The following is a 21868-nucleotide window of genomic DNA, read 5'->3' as shown; positions in this document are numbered from 1 at the left end:
GCGAACCACGACGGACGGACCGCCCGGCCGGTTACCGTGACCCGATGCGTGCCGTACCGACCTGGGCCGTGGTCATGGCGGCGGCGGCACCGGTGCTGCTGGTGGCCGGCGCGACGGTCGCGGGCGCCCGGCAGGCCACCGGGTACGACCCGATCCGGGACACCATCAGCGAGCTGGCCGGTCAGGGCGCCACCGACGCCTGGATCATGGTCGGCTGTCTGGTGCTGCTCGGCTGCTGCTACCTGGCGACCGCCGCCGTGCTGCACGCGGCCGGGTTGCCCAGCCGCTTCCTGCTGGCCGTCGGCGGAGTGGCCACCATCGCGCTGGTCGCCTTCCCGCGGCCGAAGGTCGGCGGCTCCCTCGGCCACGGCACCGTGGCGACGGTGGCCGTGCTCGCCCTGACGCTCTGGCCGGCCTGTTCGGCGCTGTGGCTGCCGCGTGGCCCGGACGCCGGGCACCCTGCCCGGCCGGAGCCGCCCTGGGCGTTCCGCCGACCGGTGGCGCTCAGCGTCACCGCGTTGCTGCTGAGTCTGTTCGGCTGGTTCGCGTACGAGGTCACCGGAGGGTCCCGGACCGGGCTGGCCGAGCGGGTGACGGCGGTGGCGGTCGCGCTCTGGCCGCTACTGGCGGTGCTCTCCGCCCGGCGGGCGCAGCTCGCGCGGTCCGCCGGCCCCGGCCCGCCCGTCAGTCCGCGTCGGCGGGCAGCAGTTGCCGCACCTGCGGAGCAGCGTCGACCGGCTCGCGGGCCCGCTCCTCGGCGGCCTGGTCGGCTCCCGTGAGCCGGCCGCCGTGCTGGCGCAGGTGCTCCTCCCAGGAGGGCACCTGGTAGACCTCGACGATGCCGTGCGCCCGCTCCCCGGCCCAGAACAGCCCCAGCGCACCGCCCCGGTCCGCCGTCGGGACCGGCCGTCACGGGGGCGCCCACCGGGCGGAAGGCACCCCGGGCCGGGCCGCCCGGTCCGCTGATCGCGGGGAAGCGGCACGGAACGGGCCGCCGGTCGCCCGGCGGCCCGCCCGCATGGGGTGGCTCAGTAGACGCTGACGCCGTAGACGCTCAGCGCCTCCGTGACCGGCTGGAAGTACGTGGTGCCGCCGGTGGTGCAGTTGCCGCTGCCGCCGGAGGTGAGGCCCAGCGCGGTGCTGCCGGCGAAGAGGGAGCCGCCGCTGTCGCCCGGCTCGGCGCACACGCTGGTGCGGATCAGGCCGTAGACCGAGCCCTCGGCGTAGTTGACGGTGGCGTTGAGCGCCTGTACGGAGCCGCTGCGCACACCGGTGGTGCTGCCGCTGCGCCGGACCGACTGGCCGACGAACGCGTTGCCGGCGCCGGTGATGTCCTGCGAGCTGCCGTTGTAGAGGTAGACGCTGCCGGGGTGCGTCAGGCTGGTGTTGCTGTACCGGACGATGCCGTAGTCGTTGCCCGGGAAGCTGGTGCCCGCACGCGGACCGATGTAGGTGGTCTGGCTGGAGTTGGTGTACCAGCTCGACGAGATGTTGGTGCAGTGCCCGGCGGTCAGGAAGTAGTACGTGCCGGCGCTGTTGCGCACGTTGAAGCCGAGCGAGCAACGCCCGCCGCCGCCGGCGTAGATCGCCTGGCCGCCGTTGATCCGGGTGCTCAGCACGCCGGCCTCGGCCTCGATCCGGACGGCACCACCGGTGCGGGCGGCGGCGGCCTCGACCCTGTCCAACTTGGCGCCGGTCACCGTGCGGTCGACCGAGACCACCACCTGGTTGGTGGCCGGGTCGGTCCACCAGGCGGTGCCCGGGATCTTGGCGGACCGCTCCAGCTCGGCGGTGGCGGCCTGCAGCGTGGCGGCGCCGCGGGTGACGAGCTTGGGGGTGGCGCCGGCGGCGCGGACGGTGCGGGCGGCGGCGGCGTCGGTGACGGCGACGACCATCTTGCCGCTGGCGTCGGCGTACGTGCCGGCGGCGCGGTCGCCGAGCTGGGCGGCCAGGTTGGCCGCGGCGTCGGGGGAAGCGGACGAGGAGGGTGCCGCCTGGGCGGGCGCGCCGAGCAGCGAGCCGGCTACCAGGGTTCCGGCGACGGCGACGGTGACGGCGCGGCGGAGCGATGACCTCGTGGGTCGCATGAACAGCCTCCCGGATGGGGGTGGGGGGCCCAACTCGTGGCGAGGGCCCTGGACCAACCCGGCCTAGCTGGGGGAACCGGCCGGGCTCGGTTGAAGTATTCACATATTTAAGATCATAGACAAGACCTCGGTTTGCCCGAATTCACCCGCCGGCCACAGGTAACGGCTCCGCAACATTGTGGACACAGATTGTCATCTATACGATCCCGGTCACTGTCGCAATACCGGCACCCGTGCACCGGAGGCCACGATGACCATCTCCCGACGCGTGCTGGCCACCCTCGCCAGCCTCACCGCCCTCGTCCTGCTCGCCGCCGACCCGGCCAGCGCCGCCACCACCCCACCGCCCAACTCGATGGCCAGCATGGGCGACTCCATCACCCGCGGCTTCAATGCCTGCGGCTGGTACGTCGACTGCACCTCGCGCTCGTTCAGCACCGGCGACTACTCCACGGTGAACAGCCACTACCTGCGGATCCGCGCGGTCAACCCGAACATCCAGGGCCGCAACCACAACGACGCCCGCAGCGGCGCCAAGTCCGCCGACATGTACGGCCAGGCCGGCACCGCGGTCAGCCAGGGTGTCGAGTACGTGACCGTGATGATCGGTGCCAACGACGCCTGCACCAGCTCGGAAGCCACCATGACCCCGGTCAGCACGTACCGGGCCAACATCGACAGTGCGCTCAACCGCCTCCGGGCCGGCCTGCCCAACGCCCGGGTCGCGGTGCTCAGCGTGCCGGACATCTACCGCCTCTGGTACATCGGCCGGAGCAACTTCAGCGCGCTGAGCGCCTGGTCGAGCTTCGGCATCTGCCAGTCGATGCTGGCCAACCCCACGTCCACCGCCCAGGCCGACGTCGACCGGCGGGCCCGGGTCCGGCAGCGGGTGATCGACTACAACACCCAGCTCGCCCAGGCCTGCGCCGCGTACGGGGCGAACTGCGACTTCGACGACAACGCGGTGTTCAGCTACCCGTTCGTGCTCAGCCAGGTCTCCGGCTGGGACTACTTCCACCCCAACACCAGCGGCCAGGCGGTGCTGGCCAGCATCTCGTACGCCAACGGCTTCGGCTGGTAGCCACCCCCACGGCGCGCGGGCGGTCCGCCGTCCGCGCGCCGGCCCGCGCCCGTTCCGGCGTACCGGAAGCGGACGCCGCCGGTCAGTCGACCCGGCGGCGCGCCCCGGGGCCGGGTCGGGGCACCACGTCCCGCGGGTCCGCCACCTCGTGCCCCGCGGCGCAGCGCAGCTCGACGTGGACCTCGGCGCGGCAGTCCCGGTGGGTCACCCGCAGCGGCGAGCCCTCGGGGTCGGCGAGGTAGCGGTCGCCCCAGCCGAGCACGGCCACCAGCACCGGCCAGAGGTCGAGGCCCTTCTCCGTGAGCCGGTACTCGTGGCGCACCCGGCTGCCCGGCTCCCGGTACGGCTCCCGGCGCAGCACCCCCTGCTCGACCAGGGTGGCGAGCCGGTTGGTGAGCACCTGCCGGGGGATGCCGGTGCGTACCCGCATGTCGTCGAAGCGGCGGATGCCGTTGAAGACCTCGCGGAGCACGACCAGGGTCCACCGCTCGCCGAGGACCTCCATCGCCCGGGCGATGGTGCAGTTCTCGACCGACCAGTCCAGTGCCGCGGGTCTCATGCGGACCAGGCTAGGTCTGATTGACAGACTCAGCAACGCGCTGCCAGGCTGAGTCCATGACTCAGACGCAGGACGCGACGCGCAGCCGTACCTTCTCCTGGTCGGACCCGGCCGCCGGCGCGGCCCACGTCGGCCGGCGCGGCGGCCTGGAGCTGCTCCGCGCAATGATCGCCGGCGAGCTGGCCGCGCCGCCGATCATGCACCTGATCGACATGGCCCGGATGGAGGCCGACGAGGGCCGGGTCGCCGTCGAGCTGGTGCCCCAGGAGTTCCACTACAACCCGCTCGGCACCGTCCACGGCGGGGTCATCTCCACCCTGCTCGACACCGCCGCCGCCTGCGCGGTGCACACCACGCTGCCCGCCGGCGTCGGCTACACCTCGCTGGATCTGAACGTGAAGTTCCTCCGCCCGGTGACGGTGGCCAGCGGCACCCTGCGCTGCGAGGGCACCGTCCTGCAGCGCGGTCGCCGTACGGCGCTGGCCGAGGCGAAGCTGACCGACGCCCAGGGCCGCCTCATCGCCCACGCCACCTCCAGCTGCCTCCTCTTCGCCCTCGACACCCCCGCCTGACAGCGCGCCCGCCCCGCCCTACGCACTCCGACCCCGCCGGCACTCACCGCACAAGTGCCCGAGTCCCGCGCACGTGCCGGGAAAGAGTGGCCATGGCACGCGGAATGGCCACTCCTTCCAAGAGAGAGCGGCCGTCCCGCGTGCCGTAGCGCGTGGGTGGGGTCAGCGGGTGGCGGAGAGGCGGGCGGCGCGGGCGGCGCGCTTTTCCTCGAAGCGGGAGGCGGCGGCCTCCAGGGTGTCGAGGTGGGCGGCGATCGCCTCCCGGGCCGTCTCGCCGTCGGCGTTCAGGCCGGTCACGTTGAACACGTCCCACTGGCGCAGCACGGGGACGACCACCTCGTCGCGGTGCTGGCGCAGGTCGTAGATGCCGGCCAGGGCGATCGCCACCGACTTACGGGCGAAGCCGTCGATGCCGACGCCGGGCATCTGGAAGTCGGCCAGCACGTCGGCGACGGCCCGCATGGCCTGGCTCGGTGCCAGCTCGAAGGCCGCCGCGAGCAGGTTGCGGTAGAAGACCATGTGCAGGTTCTCGTCGGCGGCCACCCGGGCCAGCAGCGCCTCGCAGGCCGGGTCGCCGGTCGCCTTGCCGGTGTTGCGGTGCGAGATCCGGGTTGCCAGTTCCTGGAACGACACGTACGCCAGCGAGTGCAGCACCTCGTCGTTGTGCACGTTGACGTAGCCCTCGGACATGTGGATCATCCGGGCCCGCTCCAGCGCCACCGGGTCCACCGCCCGGGTCACCGTCAGGTAGTCACGGATCGCGGTGCCGTGCCGGCCCTCCTCGGCGGTCCACCGGTGCACCCAGGTCCCCCAGGCCCCGTCCCGGCCGAAGAGGGTGGCGATCTCGTGGTGGTACGAGGGCAGGTTGTCCTCGGTGAGCAGGTTGACGATCAGCGCGGTCCGCGCCACCTCGGGAATGCCGGAATCGTCCGGCGACCACGCCTCGCCGCCGAGCGGGCCGTCGAAGGTGCGGCCCTCGCTCCACGGGACGTACTCGTGCGGGAACCACTCCTTCGCCATCGACAGGTGCCGGTCGAGGTTCTTCTCCACCACGGCTTCGAGTTCGAGGAGCAGGGCGGTCTGGCTCAGCGGGGCGGCAGTCATGCGAGTCTCCCTACGGTGGCGTAACTTACGCCACCGTAGGTCCTCTCAGCCGTACGCGCGAGTAATGCGGCTAATTGACCAGTGGCTTCAGGTCCTCGCGGGGCGGCGTCCACTCCCCCGCCGCCGCGGCGACCTGCTCGCCGGAGCGGATGTCCTTCACCTCGTCGCCCTCGGCCCCCGGGAACCAGACGTACGGGATGCCACGCCGCTCGGCGTACCGGATCTGCTTGCCGAACTTGGCCGCGCTCGGCGACACCTCGGTGGGGATGCCCCGGGAGCGCAACGCCTCGGCGATGCGGTTGCTGGCCGGGCGGTCGTCCTCGGTGCTGACCGCCACCAGCACACAGGTCGGCACGCTGCGGGAGACCGACAGCTCGCCGGCACCGAAGAGCAGGCCGAGCAGGCGGGTCACCCCGATGGAGATGCCGACCCCCGGAAAGCGGACGTTGCCCGAGCTGGCCAGGTTGTCGTACCGGCCGCCGGAGCAGACCGAGCCGAACCGCTCGTAGCCCACCATCTGCGTCTCGTAGACCGTGCCGGTGTAGTAGTCCAGGCCACGGGCGATCCGCAGGTCGGCGACGCAGAGGCCGGGCGAGTGCGCGGCGGCGGTCTCCACCACCGCGGTCAGCTCCGTGATGCCCTCGTCGAGCAGCGGGTCGCTCACCCCGAGCGCGCGCACCGCGTCGGCGAAGGAGGCGTCCGGGGCGGAGATCTCGGCCAACGCCAGGCACGCCTTGGCCTGCGCCTCGCTCGCCCCGGCGGTCTCGGCCAGCAGTTCGGCGACCTTGGCGGGGCCGATCTTGTCGAGCCGGTCGACCGCGCGCAGTGCCGCCTCCGGGTCGGTCAGGCCGATGCCCCGGTAGAAGCCCTCGCAGATCTTGCGGTTGTTCACCTGGATCCGCACGGGCGGAATCGGCAGCGACCGCAGGGCGTCGCCGATGACCAGCGGCATCTCCGCCTCGTAGTGGGCGGGCAGGGTGTCCCGGTCGACGATGTCGATGTCGGCCTGGAGGAACTCCCGGTAGCGCCCCTCCTGCGGGCGCTCGCCCCGCCACACCTTCTGGATCTGATAGCGGCGGAACGGGAACTGCAGCTTGCCGGCGTTCTCCAGCACGTACCGGGCGAACGGCACGGTGAGGTCGAAGTGCAGGCCGAGCGCGTCGTCGCCGGCGGGGCCGTCGGTGTCGGCCTGCAACCGGCGCAGCAGGTAGACCTCCTTCGAGGTCTCCCCCTTGCGCAGGAGCTGGTCCAGCGGCTCGACCGAGCGGGTCTCCAGCGGGGCGAAGCCATACAGCTCGAAGGTGGCGCGGATCCGGTCGAGGACGAACTGCTCGATCATCCGCTGCGCGGGCGTCCACTCCGGGAAGCCGGAGATGGGCGTGGGCTTGCTCATGGCGTACTCCTTGCGTCCCACGCGGACGGCGCGGGCAGGTCGTGGGTGCGGCTACCAGCCGCGGGTGGGCGCGGCCGGGCGCGCGCCCCCGGTCTCCGCCACCTCGATCAGGTACGGGTTGGTCGCGCGCTCTCGGCCGATGGTGGTCGCGGGGCCGTGGCCGGGCAGGACGACGGTGTCGTCGGCGAGCGGGAGAACCTTCTCCCGCAGGCTGGACAGCATCCGGGGCATGCTGCCGCCCGGCAGGTCGGTGCGGCCGATCGAGCCGGCGAAGAGCACGTCACCGGAGAGGCAGAGCTGCTCGGCCTCCCAGGGCGAGCCGGCGCCGGGCAACCGGAACAGCACCGACCCGCCGGTATGGCCGGGGGCGTGGTCGACGGTGATCTCCAACCCGGCCAGGGCCAGGGTCGCGCCGTCGGTCAGCTCGGCGACGTCGTCGGGCTCGGTGTAGGACAGCCGGCCGCCGAACAGCTGGTTGAGGTCCGCCGAGAGCCCCTTGGCCGGGTCGGCGAGCAGCTCGAGGTCGTCCGGGTGGACGTACGCGGGGATGCCGCGCGCCCCGCACACCGGCGCCACGGAGAAGGTGTGGTCGAGGTGGCCGTGGGTGAGCAGCACCGCGGCGGGGTGCAGGCGGTGCTCGGCGAGCAGGGCGTCCAGGCGGTCGAGCACCCCGATGCCGGGGTCGACCACCACGCACTGCTCCCCCGGCGCGGTCGCCACCACGTAGCAGTTGGTGCCGAAGGCGTCCGCGGGAAAGCCGGCCACGAGCACGTCCGCTCCCCTTCCGTCGAGTCGTCGTCTCCGCCCAGCAGCCTAGTCGGCCAGGCGAGCGCGTTGTTGCGACCCAGCCGTCCCGTCCGTCCCGTCCGGCACAGTGACATACCCCGATAAACCCAGGCCGGACCTCGTACACCACTTTCACAGCGGCTACCCGTACACTCTGGCGGGCGTGTGGCGTGGCGCACTGCCGCCCGACGGGCGGACGACGCCCGGGCGCAGGCGACGACCAGGGCAGAGGAAGGGCAGCACGAGTGGCTTCCAGCAGGGACCGGCAGCGCAAACTGGCGCGGGCCAAGCTCGACCGGCAGCTCGCCCGGCGGGCCGCCGCGGTCAAACGCCGCCGGCAGATCCAGGCCGGCGTGGGCGCCGCCGTGGTGCTCGCGCTGATCGTGGTCGGCTCGGCCTGGGCGTTGGGGGCGTTCGACTCCAAGCCCGCGCAGAAGGCGGCCGAGGACGTCTGCGTGTGGACCCCGCAGGACGCCAGCGCGAACACCAACCTCAAGGACGTCGGCACCCCGGAAACCACCGGCCTGCCGACCTCCGGCACCCGGGCGATGACCATCACCACCAACCAGGGCGCCCCGATCAGCGCCGAGCTCGACCTGGCCGCGGCGCCGTGCTCCGGGGCGAGCATCGCCCACCTGGCCGGCAGGTCGTTCTACGACAACACCAAGTGCCACGAGATCACCAGCGAGGGCGCGCTGCGCTGCGGCGACCCGAGCGGCACCGGCATCGGCGGCCCGGCGTACTCGTTCTACGACGAGAACGTCCCCACCCCGGCGCCGAGCCCGTCCGGCAAGCCGGCCGCTGGTCAGCCCGCGGCGTACCCGAAGGGCACGGTCGCCATGATCGCGAACCCGCCGGGCAGCAACGGCAGCCAGTTCCTCATCTTCTTCAAGGACTTCAACCCGGACAAGCCGGCCTACCCGGTCATCGGCAAGGTGACCGCCGGGCTCGACGTGGTGGAGAAGATCGGCGCCCTGCCGACCGTGGACAATGGCAGCGGGGCCAAGGTCAAGCCGAAGACCGACGTGGTGATCCAGAGCCTCACGGTCGGCGCGCCGACCACCGGCGCGCCCACGGCCAGCCCCAGCGCCGGCTGACCCGGCCGCCCATCCACCGCAGCGGCAGCGTCCGCGCCCGAGTAGTTTCGTAAGGAGTGACCGTGACGTCCACGAGAGAGCGGCAGCGCGCGGCGGCGCGGGCCCGACTCGAGCGGGAGATGGCCGAGCGCGCGGCCCGCGCCCGCAAGCGCCGGCAGACGCAGGCGATCGTCGGGGCCGGTGCGGTCCTGCTGCTGGTGGTCGCCGGCACCGTCTGGCTGGCCAGCACGCTCGGTGGCGACGACGACAAGAAGCAGGCGGCCACGCCGGCCGGGGCCGTCCAGTGCGGCTACACCGAGGTCCCCAAGGAGGGGCGCACCAAGCAGGTCAAGGACGTCGGTTTGCCGGAGGCGCAACAGAAGAACGCCGGCACCCAGACGATGACGATGGACACCAATCTGGGGCCGATCACCGCGAAGATCGACCGGGCGGCCGTGCCCTGCACCGCGGGCAGCTTCACCCACCTGGCCAGCAAGGGCTTCTTCGACAACACCAAGTGCCACCGCCTGGTGACCGAGGGCATCAAGGTGCTGCAGTGCGGCGACCCGAGCGCGACCGGCAAGGGCTGGCGGGAGACCGACGGCACCGGCGGCCCGAGCTACAACCTGGCCGAGGAGAACCTGCCGACCGACAAGCGTCCGGCGTACCCGGAGGGTGTCATCGCGATGGCCAACTCCGGCCAGCCGGGCAGCACCGGCAGCCAGTTCTTCATCGTGTACGGCGACTCGCAGCTCGACCCGAACTACACCGTGCTGGGCACCATCACCGGCGGCATGGACGTGGTCAAGCAGGTCGCGGCGGCCGGTGACGACAAGGCCTTCGCGCAGCAGGCCGGCGGCGGCCACCCCAAGAAGGAGATCGTCATCAACAAGCTGGCGATGAGCGACATCCAGGGCTGACCCCGCCCGTACGACGACGAAGCGCCCGCCGGCTGGAGCCGGCGGGCGCTTTCGGGTGCGTGCCTCAGGCGCCTGAGGTGACCCGGTACGCGTCGAAGACGCCGTCGACCTTGCGCACCGCGGCCAGCAGGTGGCCCAGGTGCTTCGGGTCGGCCATCTCGAAGCTGAACCGGCTCACCGCCACCCGGTCCCGGGTGGTGGTGACGGTGGCGGAGAGGATGTTCACCCGCTCCTCCGACAGCACCCGGGTGACGTCGGCGAGCAGCTTGTGCCGGTCCAGCGCCTCGACCTGGATGGCGACGAGGAAGGTGGAGGCGGAGGTGAGCTTCCAGCTGACCTCGACCACCCGTTCGCTCTGCGCCCGCAGGTCCTCGGCGTTGGCGCAGTCGTCCCGGTGCACGCTCACCCCGCCGGAGCGGGTGACGAAGCCGAAGACCGCGTCCGGCGGCACTGGGGTGCAGCAGCGGGCCAGCTTGATCCAGACGTCGCTGACGCCGCGGACCACGACGCCCGGGTCGCTGCTGCTCTGCCGGCTGCGCGGCGGCCGGGTGGCGACGGCGGTCTCGGCGATGTCCTCCGCCGCGCCCTCCTCGCCGCCGTAGGTGGCCATCAGCTTCTGCACGACCGACTGGGCGGAGACCTGGCTGTCGCCGACCGCCGCGTAGAGCGAGGCGACGTCGGCCAGGTGCAGGTCCCGGGCGATCGCCATCAGCGCGTCCGAGGTGAGCATCCGCTGCAACGGCATGCCCTGCTTGCGCATCGCCTTAACGATCGAGTCCTTGCCGGCCTCGATCGCCTCCTCGCGCCGCTCCTTGTTGAAGTACTGGCGGATCTTGGTGCGGGCGCGCGGGCTCTTGACGAAGCCGAGCCAGTCCTGCGTCGGGCCGGCCGTCTCGGACTTCGAGGTGAAGATCTCGATCACGTCGCCGTTGGACAGCGTCGACTCCAGCGGCACCAGCTTGCCGTTGACCCGGGCGCCGATGCACTTGTGCCCGACCTCGGTGTGCACCGCGTACGCGAAGTCCACCGGCGTCGACCCGGTCGGCAGCGGGATGACGTCACCCTTCGGGGTGAAGACGTACACCTCCTGGCTGGACAGGTCGAAGCGCAGCGCGTCGAGGAACTCGCTCGGGTCCGCTGCCTCCCGCTGCCAGTCCAGCAGCTGGCGCAGCCAGGTCATCTCGTCGATGTGCGCCGGCGGGCCGACGATCTGGGTGCCCTTGTGCTCCTTGTACTTCCAGTGCGCGGCGATGCCGAACTCGGCGGTGCGGTGCATCGCGTACGTGCGGATCTGCATCTCCACCGGCTTGCCGGTGGGCCCGATGACCGTCGTGTGCAACGACTGGTACATGTTGAACTTGGGCATCGCGATGTAGTCCTTGAACCGGCCCGGCACCGGCTGCCAGTTGGCGTGGATGACCCCCAGCGCCGCGTAGCAGTCCCGCACCGTGTCGACCAGGATCCGCACACCCACCAGGTCGTAGATGTCGTTGAAGTCGCGGCCCCGCACGATCATCTTCTGGTAGATCGAGTAGAGGTGCTTGGGCCGCCCGGTGGTCTCCGCCTTGATCTTGGCGGCCTTCAGGTCGGTCGACACCTTCTGGGTCACCTGCCGCAGCAGCGCCTCGCGCTGCGGCTGGTGCTCCCCGATCAGGCGGTTGATCTCCTCGTACCGCTTCGGGAAGAGGGTCCCGAAGGCGAGATCCTCCAGCTCCCACTTGATCGTGTTCATACCCAGGCGGTGCGCCAGCGGGGCCAGGATCTCCAGCGTCTCCTTCGCCTTCTGCTCCTGCTTGGGGCGGGGCAGGAAGGTGAGGGTACGCATGTTGTGCAGCCGGTCGGCGAGCTTGATCACCAGGACCCGAGGGTCCTTGGCCATCGCCACGACCATCTTGCGGATCGTCTCGGCCTTCGCCGCGTCGCCGAGCTTGACCTTGTCGAGCTTGGTGACGCCGTCGACCAGCAGGGTGACCTCGCCGCCGAAGTCCGCGCGCATCTGGTCGAGGGTGTACTCGGTGTCCTCGATCGTGTCGTGCAGCAGCGCGGCGACCAGGGTGGTGGTGTCCATGCCCAGGTTGGCCAGGATGGTCGCCACCGCGAGCGGGTGCGTGATGTACGGGTCACCGGACTTGCGGTACTGACCGGAGTGCCAGCGCGCCGCGGTGTCGAAGGCCCGCTGGAGCAGCCGGGCGTCGGCCTTGGGGTGGTTCTCCCGGTGCGTGGCGATCAGCGGCTCGAGCACCTCGCTGACCTGCGAGGTCTGCCACGGCGCGTTGAACCGGGCCAAACGGGCGCGTACCCGTCGACCGGTGGGCGCGTTGGACAGGGCGAAGCCGCCGCTCGGCGAGGATTCGGCCGAGCCGTCGCTCGGGAACGGCACCACGATCGCGCCGCCGGGCGACGCGCTGTCCGGGCCGACGTCGGGACCGACGCCGCTGCCAGAGCCCGTCACCCGGGCGGGCGGGTTGCCGCTCCGCTCGGTCACCGAGCCATCCGCGTCGCCTGTCGGGTGCACCGTGCCCTCCACCGGAGGGACGACATCGTGGGACACCGGCCTCCTCACCGCTCGCCGGGATGCGCCGACCGTCCGGCCGACGTTCGTTGCAACCGGCCACGGGGCCGGTGTTGTTCCGCGCCGACCCGCGGCCGGCGGTGTTCCCACCGCCGGACGGTCACCCGCCCGGTCAGCAAAGGGCAATGCTACCCGTACGCACGGTGCCCCGCCGCTCCGCCGGACGGTCCGGGCGGGGTCCGCCCGACGGCCGCAGGATCAAACGGTCAGCAGGGCATGGACCGGACGCGGGGCCAGCCGCTGGCGCCCCTCGAGGAAGGCCAGCTCCAGCAGCACGGTGAAGCCGCTGACCGTTCCGCCGGCCCGTTCCACCAGGTCGAGGGTGGCCTCGGCCGTGCCACCGGTTGCGAGCACGTCGTCAACCACGAGGACCCGGTGGCCGGCGGTGAAGGCGTCCTGGTGCACCTCCAGCGTCGCCTCGCCGTACTCCAGCCCGTAGGACGCCGAGTACGCCGGGCGGGGCAGCTTGCCGGCCTTGCGCACCGGCACCACGCCGACCCCGGTGGCGTACGCGATGGCGGCGGCGATCACGAAACCCCGCGCCTCGATGCCGACCACCGCGTCGAACGCGTCCCGCCCGTGGTGCGCGACGATCCCGTCGATCACCTCGCGGAACACGGCACCGTCGGCGAAGAGCGGCATCAGGTCCTTGAACATGACGCCGGGCTTCGGGAAGTCCGGCACGTCCAGGACCCGGCTGGCCACCAGCTGGGCGACCTGCGGCCCGCTGTCTCCCCGTACCCCGGTGCTGTGGGTCTCCGTCACGGTTGTCCCGCTTCCCTTCCAACGACGACGGCGTCCGCCATGCTGCTCGCACAGCATGGCGGACGCCCTCAGGTCGATCGCTACCGGGTCCGGCGGACCGGTCAGCGGCGCTTGGCGCCGCCCGGCCGGTTCCCGCCACCACCGCTGGGGCGGCCACCCCGGGTGCCGGTCGGGCGCTTGCCGGCCGGTCGGGCCCCCACCTTCGGTGCCGCGCCGGCCAGGGCCGCCGCCTCCTGGTCGATGCTCTCCGCGCCGGCCTCGGCCGCCCGCGGCGTGCCCTTCGGGGCCAGCTCGCCCCGGGCGATGGCGCCGCGGCGGGCCAGCACCCGCTTGTTGTGCGCGCTGATCCGCGGGTCCTGGTTCTTCAGCAGCACCAGCAGCGGGGTGGCGAGCAGAATCGAGGTCAGGAACGCCACCGCCATACCGACGAAGAGCACCAGACCCAGGTCCTTCAGGGTGCCCGCACCGAGCAGGAAGGCACCGATGAAGAGCAGGCCGCCGACCGGGAGCAGGGCGACCACCGAGGTGTTCAGCGACCGCATCAGGGACTGGTTCAGGGCGAGGTTCGACGCCTCGCCGTACGTCTGGTTGTTGTTCGCGGTGATGCCCCGGGTGTTCTCCTGGACCTTGTCGAAGACCACCACCACGTCGTAGAGCGCGAAGCCCAGGATGGTGAGGAAGCCGATCACCGTCGACGGGGTGACGTCGAACCCGACCAGCGAGTAGATGCCGGCGGTGAGGATCAGGTTCATGAACAGCGAGGCGATCGCGGCGACGGCCATCCGCCACTCGAAGCGCAGGATCAGGTAGATCGCCACCACCGCGAGGAAGATCAGCAGCCCGAGCAGGGCCCGCTCGGTCACCTGGCCGGCGAACGACGCACTGACCTGATTGGCACCGACCTGATCGAAGTTCAGCCCGAACCGCTGGGCGATCTCCGTCTTCACCGCGTTCGACTGATCGGGCGTCAGCTCCGAGGTCTTCAGCTCGTAGATGTCGTTACCGGCGCCGCCGACCTGCTGCCCGGTCGCCACCTCGGCGCCGCCACCCTTGGCCTTCAGCACCTCGTCAACCTGCCGCTCGACATCGTCCAGAGTGCCGACGCTGGCCGGCACCTGGAGGGCGGTGCCGCCGGCGAACTCGATCCCGAGGCTGAAGCCCCGCACCGCGAAGCTCAGCACCGCGACCAGCACCAGCGCGGCGGCGACGCCGAACCACAGCTTGCGCCGGCCGACGATGTTGAGATCGGCCTCGCCCCGGTAGAGCCGGGACGCCAGACCACTCTTAGCCATCTCAGGCCTCCTTGACGCGCGGGTTACGGGCGGTGGCCTGCTCGGCCGACCGGGCCGGCAGGGCCCGGCCAAGGCCGCTGACCCGCGGGGACAGGAACGCCCGGGTCCGGGCGAACATCGTCATGATCGGGTGACGGAAGAGGAAGACGACCAGCAGGTCGAGCACGGTCGCCAGGCCGAGCGCGAACGCGAAGCCCTTCACCGTGCCGACCGAGACGATGTAGAGCACCACGGCGGACATCAGGGTGATGGCGTTCGCCGAGATGATCGTCCGGCGAGCCCGGATCCAGGCACGCGGCACCGCGCTGCGCGGGCTGCGTCCCTCCCGGATCTCGTCCTTGAGCCGCTCGAAGTAGATGACGAACGAGTCCGCCGCCACACCGAGCGAGACGATCATGCCGGCGATGCCGGCGAGGGTGAGGGTGAAGCCGATCGACCGGCCGAGCACCACCAGCGCGCCGAAGACGAGCAGCGCCGAGAGAACCAGGCTCAGGAAGATCACCGAACCGAGCAGCCGGTAGTAGAAGAACGAGTAGATGATGACCAGCAGCATGCCGATGCCGGCGGCGAGCAGACCGGCCCGCAGCTGGCTGTCACCCAGCGTCGCGGTCACGTTCTGCTGCTCCTGCGGCACGAAGGTCACCGGCAGCGCGCCGTAGCGCAGCTGGCTGGCCAGCGCGTTCGCGGCCTTGTTGTCGAAGCTGCCGGTGATCTGCGAGTCGCCGGTGAGCACGCCCTGGATCTCCGGGGAGGAGACGATCCGGTTGTCAAGCACGACTGCCACCCGGCACTTGCCGTCCGAACCGAGCGCGGTCTGGTCGCAGGCCTGGCCCTCGTTGTTGAACGCCTCGCGGGTCAGGTTGGTCCAGTGCTCCTGGCCCTTGCCGGTGAACTGCAGGCTGACCACCCAGGAGCTGGTCTGGTCCAGCTGGGCGGAGGCGTCCTTGACGTCGGTGCCGACCACCTTCGCCACGTCGAGCAGGTACTTCGCGCCGCTCTCGCAGGCGACAGCCCGCTGCTTCTCGTCCTTGATCGACGCCGGCGGCCGGGTGTCCAGCTGGGCGCAGGTGATCGTCGGGACGTTGAACTGCATGTCCACCGGCAGCACCGCGATCTCCTGCGGAGAGAGATCGCCGAACGGCTTGAGCTTCGCGGCCAGCGTCGGGTCGGCGGACACGTCGGCCGGGGCCTTCAGTCCGTTGGCGGCGGCCCAGGCGGCCGGGCCGACCTTCTGCTCGACGGCCTTGCGCTGCTGCTCGACACTCTGCGGCACCGCCTCGGGGCTGGCGCTCGGTGACGGCGCGGCGGCGCTCGCCGAGGCCGACGGGGTCGGCGCGGCGGCGCTGGCGCTCGGCGTCGGGGCCATGCCACCCTGCCCGCCGGCGCTCGGCGAGGCGGTGACCTTGGGAGCGCTGGCCGAGGGCTTCGGGGCGGCGCTGCCGGACGGGGCCGGGGAGGCGCTGCCGGACGGGGCCGGCGTCGCGCTGGGGCTCGGGGCCGGGGCGGCGGTCGCGCCGCTGCCGTCGGTCGCCTTGAGCACCTTGCGGAAACGCAGCTCGGCGGCGGTGCCGACGTCCGTCAGGTCCCGGTTCTCACCGGGCAGGGAGATGACGATGTTGCGGTTGCCCTCGGTAACCACCTCGGCCTCGGCCACGCCGTACGCGTTGACCCGGTTCTCGATGATCTGGCGCGCCTCTTCGAGGTTGGCGGCCGTCGGTGGCTTGCCGTCCACGCTGTTGGTGGCCTCCATCGTCAGCCGGGTGCCGCCGATCAGGTCGAGGCCGAGCCGCGGCTCCAGCCGATCCTTCCAGCCACCGCTGGCGCCGCCCGAGAAGAACACCAAAAGATAGAGGACGACGAAGACGAGCCCGAGAACGGCAAGCTGCCGTCCGGGGCGCATCTGTCCCTGAGGTGGTGCCACGGCTTCCCTGTCTCCCTGTACGGTCGCGCCGCCGGCGCAGCGGCGGCGAAAGTCGGGCCGGGGATGTCCGGCCGACTGCTCTGGCGGGTCGACGCCGCCGACCGACACGCCTCCGCGTCGCGACGCGGCGGCGTCGGAGGGAGTCTCGCGTGTCGGCGTCGGGCGCCGACCCAACTATCCACTTGTGGGAACGAATCCGCTGCCCCGTCGGGGCGGTGGGTCACTCCTTGACGGCGTCGGCTTCCTCGGCCACCGGCTCGGTCGCCTCGGGGCGCTCGGCCCGGGTGGTCACCCGGGCGATGGCCGGGCGGGCGTACCGGGTCTGGACGCCCGGAGCGACCTCGAGCATGACGATGTCGTCGTCCACCTCGGTGACCGTGCCGTAGAGGCCGCCGATGGTCACCACCTCGTCGCCCGGGCCGAGCTGGGACTGCATCTGCTCGGCCTCACGGCGCCGCTTCTGCTGGGGGCGGATCATCATGAAGTACATGACGGCGAAGAGCAGGGCGATCATCAGGATCGGCGTCAGACCGCCGGCTCCTCCACCACCCGCTGCAAGGTAAAGCACGGTTGTCGACCTTCCCATTGGCCTCTGACCGGCACGAGGGGCGCCGGAGCGGAGGCGGAATCTCACGTCCTGTACAGACCGCGGCGAAGTCTAATCCCTGCGCCTGGGAACACCGAATGCGGCACAGATCACGTTCGGATCACGGCTGTTCGGGCGCAATGGAGAAGAGATCGGGCACGGAAGGGGCATCCACACCAAATGTACCATTGGGTGGTGTCCGCCCCAGATGGCGCCAGGCCGCCTCGGTGGCGACCCGACCCCGCGGGGTGCGCGCCAGCAGGCCGGCCCGCACCAGGAACGGCTCGCAGACCTCCTCGACGGTGTCCGGCTGCTCCCCCACCGCGACGGCCAGGGTGGAGAGGCCGACCGGGCCGCCCCGGAACGAGTCGACCAGCGCGGTCAGCACCGCCCGGTCCAGCCGGTCGAGGCCGAGCGCGTCGACGTCGTACACGGTCAGCGCCGCCCGGGCGGTCTCCAGGGTGACCACACCGTCGGCCCGGACCTCGGCGAAGTCCCGGACCCGGCGCAGCAGCCGGTTGGCGATCCGGGGCGTGCCCCGGGAGCGGCCGGCGATCTCCACCGCGCCGTCGGCGGTGATCGGCACGCCGAGGATCCGCGCGGAGCGGCGCAGCAACGTCTCCAGGTCGGCCGGCGCGTAGAAGTCGAGGTGGGCGACGAAGCCGAAGCGGTCCCGCATCGGCCCGGTCAGCAGACCCGACCGGGTGGTCGCGCCGACCAGGGTGAACGGCTCGACGTCCAGCGGGATGGCGGTGGCGCCCGGGCCCTTGCCGACCACCACGTCGACCCGGAAGTCCTCCATCGCGCTGTAGAGCAGCTCCTCCGCCGGCTTGGCGATGCGGTGGATCTCGTCGATGAAGAGCACGTCGCCCTCGGCGAGGCTGGTCAGGATGGCCGCCAGGTCGCCGGAGCGCTCGATCGCCGGGCCGCTGGTCACCCGGATGGCGGTGCCGAGCTCGGCGGCGACGATGTTGGCCAGACTGGTCTTACCGAGGCCAGGAGGTCCGGACAGCAGGATGTGATCCGGCGGGGAGCCGCGCCGCATCGCGCCCTGCAGCAGCAGGTCGAGCTGGTCCCGGACCCTGTCCTGCGCGATGAACTCCGAGAGGCGCTTCGGCCGGACGGTGGCCTCCGCGTCGAGTTCGGCGTCGCTGACGTACGCCGAGACCAGGTTGCCGTCCGGATCGGTCATCGCGTCCGGCCCAGGAGACGGATGGCCTGCTTGAGCAGCACCGGCACCGGCGGGGTCTCCCCGTCGACGCTCTCCGCGACGGCGGCCACCGCCTGCTCCGCCTGGGCGCCCGACCACCCGAGCCCGACCAACGCCTGCCGGACCTGCTCGGGCCAGGCGCCAGCGGTCACCCCGGCCGCGCCGTCGACGCCGATCGGCACCGGGCCGATCCGGTCGCGCAGCTCGAGGACGAGGCGCTCGGCGCCCTTCTTGCCGATGCCCGGCACCCGGGTCAGCGCCGCGGTGTCGGCGTTGGCGATGGCCTTGCGGACGGCGTCCGGGGTGTGCACGGCGAGCACCGCCTGGGCCAGCCGGGGGCCGACCCCACTGGCGGTCTGCAGCAGCTCGAACAGTTGCTTGGCGTCGTCGTCGGCGAAGCCGTAGAGGGTGAGCGAGTCCTCCCGAACGACCAGGCTGGTGGCCAGCCGGGCCGGCTGGCCGACCCGCAGCTCGGCGAGGGTGCCCGGGGCGCACTGCACCGCCAGGCCGATCCCGCCGACCTCCACCACCGCGTGGTCCGGACCGGTCGCGGTCACCGTGCCGCGTACGCTGGCGATCATCGCGCTCCTGCTTCCTCCTGGTTGCTCATTGCTGAGCGGTTCGGATAATTCGCTCTCCGTTCGGCTATTGCCGGGCTGGAGTCCTGGACCGGCAGTCTGGTCCGGTGGCGATCGGTCCTGTCCTGCAGGATCTGCTTCACCGCGTGGTAGGGGGTGTGCAGGGCGATGTCGGGGTCGCCTGCTCGCTGCAGGATGTTGATCGCGGCGTTCACGTCGGCCTGCCACACCACCCCGCACCAGGTGCAGTGAAACCGATCCCCGTCGCGTCGGCCGAGCCGGCCGCAGCGGTGACAGGCTTGTGAGGTGTAGGCGGCGTTGACGCGCACGAGCGCAGAACCTCTGCGCTCCGACACGCTTGTGAGGGCCTCGGCGGTGACCCCTTTGGTCCACGCGGCGAGGCGCCGGTTGACGTTCTTGCCGAGCCTTTTACGCCCGGCGAAGCTTCTGGTGAGGTCTTCGGCGACCACGGTGGCGGCCTTGTCGACGGCGCGGTGCACCGCGGTGAAGATCTCCGTTCGCACCTGTGCGCGGTGCCGGGCGGCCTGCCGGTCCCGCTTGACGGTCCCGAGGTTGTGGGACCTGATCCGGAGCGCTTTCGCGTGGTCACCACGCAGGAAAGCGGTGTTCGCTATCGAGCGCAGCTTCGCCCGACGGCGGTTACGCTCCTTCAACCGGTCCGACTCACCGGCCAGCAGCTCACCGAGGCGGGTGCCGTGGCGGCCGCCGTCGGAGTCGGTCAGGGCTTCGCTGTAACCCTTGTCCACGCCGATCGTCCGGTCCCCGCACGGCCGCTGCGACGAGCGCATCTGCGACGCGTCGAGCTGGTAGTGCACCTCCACCCGGCCGCCGCGCAGGATCAGCCGCAGCGTGCCAGTCGGGGCCACGGTCGACGACAGCGGGATCTTGACCATCTTGCGGCGTTCCAGGCCCGGGACCGCAAGCCACAAGCGGCCGCGCGCGTCGATGACGGTGTGGTGTCGGTCGGCGCGCACCACGATCTGATCGTGCGTGCGGTTGCGGCCCCGCTTCCAGTGCTTGCGCATCTGCCGAGCCAGGAACGGGTCACTGGCCCACCGGTCGGCCTTCAGCGCGGCCAGCATCCGCTTGCGCTCGACCGGATCGTTGGTGCGCCGGTTGATCGCCCGACGCACCTGCACCTTGGCCGAGGCCAGGTTCGCTCCGATGTCGGCCATCGCGTCGCGGACGGTCTCCTTCCACGCATTCGCGAGCACCCCGAACCGCACGTGCGTGCCGTCAGCCAGCCAGTGGTCCCGCACCTGCCGATCCCGCAGGCCGGACCCGACACCGCCGATTGAGCCGTAGCGCTGCCACACCTCACTGCGAATTCGACCCAACCGACGGGCCTGCTCCACCAGGGCGGCATACTTGCCCGCGTTCAGGCCCGTGGAGTACGCGATCCGGGTGACCTTCACTGGTCCCTCCTTCCTCGTCGTACCCGCTCCGCCGCCGCGGCCAGCTTGGACCGGGTGCCGCCGCGCCACACGTGGCAGATGGCCAGGGCGAGGGCGTCGGCGGCGTCGGCCGGCTTCGGCGGCTCCGGCAGCCGCAGCAGCCGGGTCACCATGGTGGTCATCTGCTTCTTGTCGGCCTGACCGGAGCCGGTCACCGCCGCCTTCACCTCGCTCGGGGTGTAGGTCTGCACGGGCAGCCCGGCCCGCGCCCCGGCGAGCACGGCGATCCCGCTGGCCTGGGCGGTGCCCATCACCGTCCGGACGTTGTGCTGGCTGAACACCCGCTCCACGGCGACCGCGTCCGGCCGGTGCTCGGCGACCAGGTCGGTGAGGGAACGGTCCAGGTGCAGCAGGCGCAGCGGCAGGTCGTCGCCGGGATCGGTGTAGACGACGTAGTAGGCGACCAGCGTGCAGGGCCGCCCCGGCACGCCCTCGACCACGCCGACCCCGCACCGGGTCAGCCCCGGGTCGACGCCGAGCACCCGCACGCCGCCTCCTCCCCCAGCCGCCAGCAGTACGTGTGTTCGACACCCTACTGGCCCGGGCCCGCGGCCACTTCGGCGGACACGCCGACGGCGTTCCTACCGTCGGGCGGGGTCGACCTCGATCGCCACCTGGACCACGTCACCGTGGTCCTTGCCGGCGCGGATCCGGGCCGGCACGGCGAGCAGCCAACCCGCTCGGTGGTCCCGCCAGACACTGGTCGACCAGGTCCGGCCGTCCACCATGGCGGTGACCGGCACCCGGCCGAAGGGACCCGCCCGGTCCGGTGCGTGCTCCGCCGGCACGGGAGCGAACACCCAGCCGCCCGCCCCCGCCCAGCGGACCAGGGTCGCCTCGAACGTCACCGCGTCCACCATCGCCGTCTCACGTCCCGTCGGGTGAGCCGGCGGCCGGCCGGCACGGTGCGACGGCAGCCCGTCCGGGAGCGAGTGTGGCACCAGCCACCGACAGCACGCCCGAGCTTCCGTCCCGGCGGGACCGCTGGTGGGCGCCGCGCCCCACGCCGCCCCACCGATCGGACCGCCCCACACACCGGGTGGGCGGAGTATGTGTCGCCGCCCCATGTGCCGCCGGCCATACAGCTCGTAACTTCTTGCGCCATGACGGCAGAACCCGTGGCGGTCCCCCACGTCGTACGCGTCGACCTCTCCGGTCGTAGCGCCCTGGTGACCGGTGGTGGTAGCGGCATCGGCCGGACCTGCGCGCTGCGCCTGGCGGCGGCCGGTGCGGCCGTGCTGGTGGTGGACCGCAACGTGGAGGCGGCCAAGGCGGTGGCCGCCGAGGCGGGGGGTCGGGCCGAGGGGATCGACCTCGCCGACCCGGCGGCGGTGGACCGGCTCGACGCCGACGTGGACATCGTGGTCAACAACGCCGGGCTGCAGCACGTCGCGCCGGTGCAGGACTTCCCCACCGAGCGCTTCGAGTACATCCAGCGGGTGATGGTGGAGGCGCCGTTCCTGCTCATCCGGCGGATGCTGCCGCACATGTACGCCAACGGCTGGGGGCGGATCGTCAACATCTCCTCGGTGCACGGGCTGCGCGCCTCGCCGTACAAGGCGGCGTACGTGTCGGCCAAGCACGCCCTGGAGGGGCTGTCGAAGGTGGTGGCGCTGGAGGGCGCTGCGCACGGGGTGACGGCCAACTGCATCAACCCGGCGTACGTGCGGACCGCGCTGGTGGAGAGCCAGATCGCCGACCAGGCGGCCACCCACGGCATCGGCGAGGACGAGGTGGTCGAGAAGATCATGCTGGCCCGGGCGGCGATCAAGCGGCTGATCGAGCCGGAGGAGGTGGCGGAACTGGTGGCGTACCTGTGCTCCCCGCCGGCCGCCTTCATCACCGGCGCGTCGATCGCCCTCGACGGGGGCTGGACGGCCAACTAGTGGCC

Annotated in this window: 21 protein-coding genes; 6 read left to right on the top strand and 15 right to left on the bottom strand. The window is 71.9% G+C overall.

The window, feature by feature from the left end:
* Positions 1 to 44 precede the first annotated feature (44 nt).
* Positions 45 to 779 carry a DUF998 domain-containing protein gene (locus tag I8N68_RS12150; protein ID WP_200210024.1) on the top strand — a complete coding sequence of 245 codons (735 nt, stop codon included), beginning with the start codon at positions 45 to 47 and terminating at the stop codon, positions 777 to 779.
* A 249-nt stretch (positions 780 to 1028) separates the two neighbouring features.
* Here the strand turns inward: I8N68_RS12150 and I8N68_RS12140 are convergent, their stop codons facing one another.
* Positions 1029 to 2087 carry a S1 family peptidase gene (locus I8N68_RS12140; RefSeq protein ID WP_200210023.1) on the bottom strand — a complete coding sequence of 353 codons (1059 nt, stop codon included), beginning with the start codon at positions 2085 to 2087 and terminating at the stop codon, positions 1029 to 1031.
* 250 nt (positions 2088 to 2337) lie between these two features.
* Here I8N68_RS12140 and I8N68_RS12135 point away from each other — a divergent pair, with 250 nt between their 5' ends.
* A complete protein-coding gene (locus I8N68_RS12135; protein WP_200210022.1) occupies positions 2338 to 3168 on the top strand; it encodes an SGNH/GDSL hydrolase family protein in 831 nt (276 codons plus the stop codon).
* An 82-nt stretch (positions 3169 to 3250) separates the two neighbouring features.
* Here the strand turns inward: I8N68_RS12135 and I8N68_RS12130 are convergent, their stop codons facing one another.
* Positions 3251 to 3727, bottom strand: coding sequence for a winged helix-turn-helix transcriptional regulator (locus I8N68_RS12130; RefSeq protein ID WP_200210021.1), 477 nt, complete (start codon positions 3725 to 3727; stop codon positions 3251 to 3253).
* A 56-nt stretch (positions 3728 to 3783) separates the two neighbouring features.
* Here I8N68_RS12130 and I8N68_RS12125 point away from each other — a divergent pair, with 56 nt between their 5' ends.
* Positions 3784 to 4299: a PaaI family thioesterase gene (locus I8N68_RS12125; protein WP_200210020.1), complete on the top strand. Its 516-nt coding sequence runs from the start codon at positions 3784 to 3786 to the stop codon at positions 4297 to 4299.
* A gap of 162 nt (positions 4300 to 4461) precedes the next feature.
* Here I8N68_RS12125 and I8N68_RS12120 read toward each other — a convergent pair whose 3' ends face one another.
* From I8N68_RS12120 to I8N68_RS12110, 3 genes are all read right to left on the bottom strand, one after another.
* Positions 4462 to 5403 carry an acyl-ACP desaturase gene (locus I8N68_RS12120; protein WP_200210019.1) on the bottom strand — a complete coding sequence of 314 codons (942 nt, stop codon included), beginning with the start codon at positions 5401 to 5403 and terminating at the stop codon, positions 4462 to 4464.
* Positions 5404 to 5473: 70 nt separating this feature from the next.
* Positions 5474 to 6796, bottom strand: a complete 1323-nt coding sequence (gene hisS, locus I8N68_RS12115; RefSeq protein WP_200210018.1) for a histidine--tRNA ligase — start codon at positions 6794 to 6796, stop codon at positions 5474 to 5476.
* A gap of 51 nt (positions 6797 to 6847) precedes the next feature.
* Positions 6848 to 7567: an MBL fold metallo-hydrolase gene (locus tag I8N68_RS12110; protein WP_200210017.1), complete on the bottom strand. Its 720-nt coding sequence runs from the start codon at positions 7565 to 7567 to the stop codon at positions 6848 to 6850.
* Positions 7568 to 7827: 260 nt separating this feature from the next.
* Here I8N68_RS12110 and I8N68_RS12105 point away from each other — a divergent pair, with 260 nt between their 5' ends.
* Positions 7828 to 8679, top strand: a complete 852-nt coding sequence (locus I8N68_RS12105) for a peptidylprolyl isomerase (RefSeq protein ID WP_200210016.1) — start codon at positions 7828 to 7830, stop codon at positions 8677 to 8679.
* 62 nt (positions 8680 to 8741) lie between these two features.
* On the top strand, positions 8742 to 9578 hold the full coding sequence (locus tag I8N68_RS12100; protein ID WP_200210015.1) for a peptidylprolyl isomerase: 837 nt from the start codon (positions 8742 to 8744) through the stop codon (positions 9576 to 9578).
* A gap of 64 nt (positions 9579 to 9642) precedes the next feature.
* On the opposite strand, the gene I8N68_RS12095 is transcribed toward I8N68_RS12100, so the two are convergent.
* The 10 genes from I8N68_RS12095 to I8N68_RS12050 form a co-directional block, all read right to left on the bottom strand.
* Entirely contained in the window at positions 9643 to 12105 is a 2463-nt protein-coding gene (locus I8N68_RS12095; RefSeq protein ID WP_200210108.1) for a RelA/SpoT family protein, read from the bottom strand.
* Between the two features lie 243 nt (positions 12106 to 12348).
* On the bottom strand, positions 12349 to 12915 hold the full coding sequence (locus tag I8N68_RS12090) for an adenine phosphoribosyltransferase (protein WP_200210014.1): 567 nt from the start codon (positions 12913 to 12915) through the stop codon (positions 12349 to 12351).
* Positions 12916 to 13016: 101 nt separating this feature from the next.
* Positions 13017 to 14207, bottom strand: a complete 1191-nt coding sequence (secF, locus tag I8N68_RS12085; protein WP_200210013.1) for a protein translocase subunit SecF — start codon at positions 14205 to 14207, stop codon at positions 13017 to 13019.
* Between the two features lies 1 nt (position 14208).
* Positions 14209 to 16128, bottom strand: coding sequence for a protein translocase subunit SecD (secD, locus tag I8N68_RS12080; RefSeq protein ID WP_200210012.1), 1920 nt, complete (start codon positions 16126 to 16128; stop codon positions 14209 to 14211).
* Positions 16129 to 16348: 220 nt separating this feature from the next.
* A complete protein-coding gene (yajC, locus tag I8N68_RS12075) occupies positions 16349 to 16714 on the bottom strand; it encodes a preprotein translocase subunit YajC (RefSeq protein ID WP_234039453.1) in 366 nt (121 codons plus the stop codon).
* A gap of 121 nt (positions 16715 to 16835) precedes the next feature.
* Positions 16836 to 17906, bottom strand: coding sequence for a Holliday junction branch migration DNA helicase RuvB (gene ruvB / locus I8N68_RS12070; protein ID WP_200210010.1), 1071 nt, complete (start codon positions 17904 to 17906; stop codon positions 16836 to 16838).
* Entirely contained in the window at positions 17903 to 18505 is a 603-nt protein-coding gene (ruvA, locus tag I8N68_RS12065) for a Holliday junction branch migration protein RuvA (RefSeq protein WP_200210009.1), read from the bottom strand. The genes ruvB and ruvA overlap by 4 nt, the downstream gene beginning before the upstream one ends.
* Complete coding sequence (locus tag I8N68_RS12060; protein WP_200210008.1) at positions 18502 to 19938, bottom strand: RNA-guided endonuclease TnpB family protein; 1437 nt, start codon at positions 19936 to 19938, stop codon at positions 18502 to 18504. Before I8N68_RS12060 ends, ruvA begins: the two co-directional genes overlap by 4 nt.
* On the bottom strand, positions 19935 to 20465 hold the full coding sequence (ruvC, locus tag I8N68_RS12055) for a crossover junction endodeoxyribonuclease RuvC (protein ID WP_200210007.1): 531 nt from the start codon (positions 20463 to 20465) through the stop codon (positions 19935 to 19937). The genes I8N68_RS12060 and ruvC overlap by 4 nt, the downstream gene beginning before the upstream one ends.
* Before the next feature lie 93 nt (positions 20466 to 20558).
* On the bottom strand, positions 20559 to 20825 hold the full coding sequence (locus tag I8N68_RS12050) for a DUF1905 domain-containing protein (protein WP_200210006.1): 267 nt from the start codon (positions 20823 to 20825) through the stop codon (positions 20559 to 20561).
* Positions 20826 to 21080: 255 nt separating this feature from the next.
* On the opposite strand from I8N68_RS12050, the gene I8N68_RS12045 reads away from it, so the two are divergent.
* Positions 21081 to 21863: a 3-hydroxybutyrate dehydrogenase gene (locus I8N68_RS12045; protein WP_200210005.1), complete on the top strand. Its 783-nt coding sequence runs from the start codon at positions 21081 to 21083 to the stop codon at positions 21861 to 21863.
* The last annotated feature ends 5 nt before the right edge of the window (positions 21864 to 21868 follow it).

It is taken from the genome of Micromonospora coerulea, from assembly GCF_016598485.1.
Taxonomy (GTDB): Bacteria; Actinomycetota; Actinomycetes; order Mycobacteriales; family Micromonosporaceae; genus Micromonospora; species Micromonospora coerulea.
This window is presented reverse-complemented; position numbering and strand designations above follow the sequence as displayed.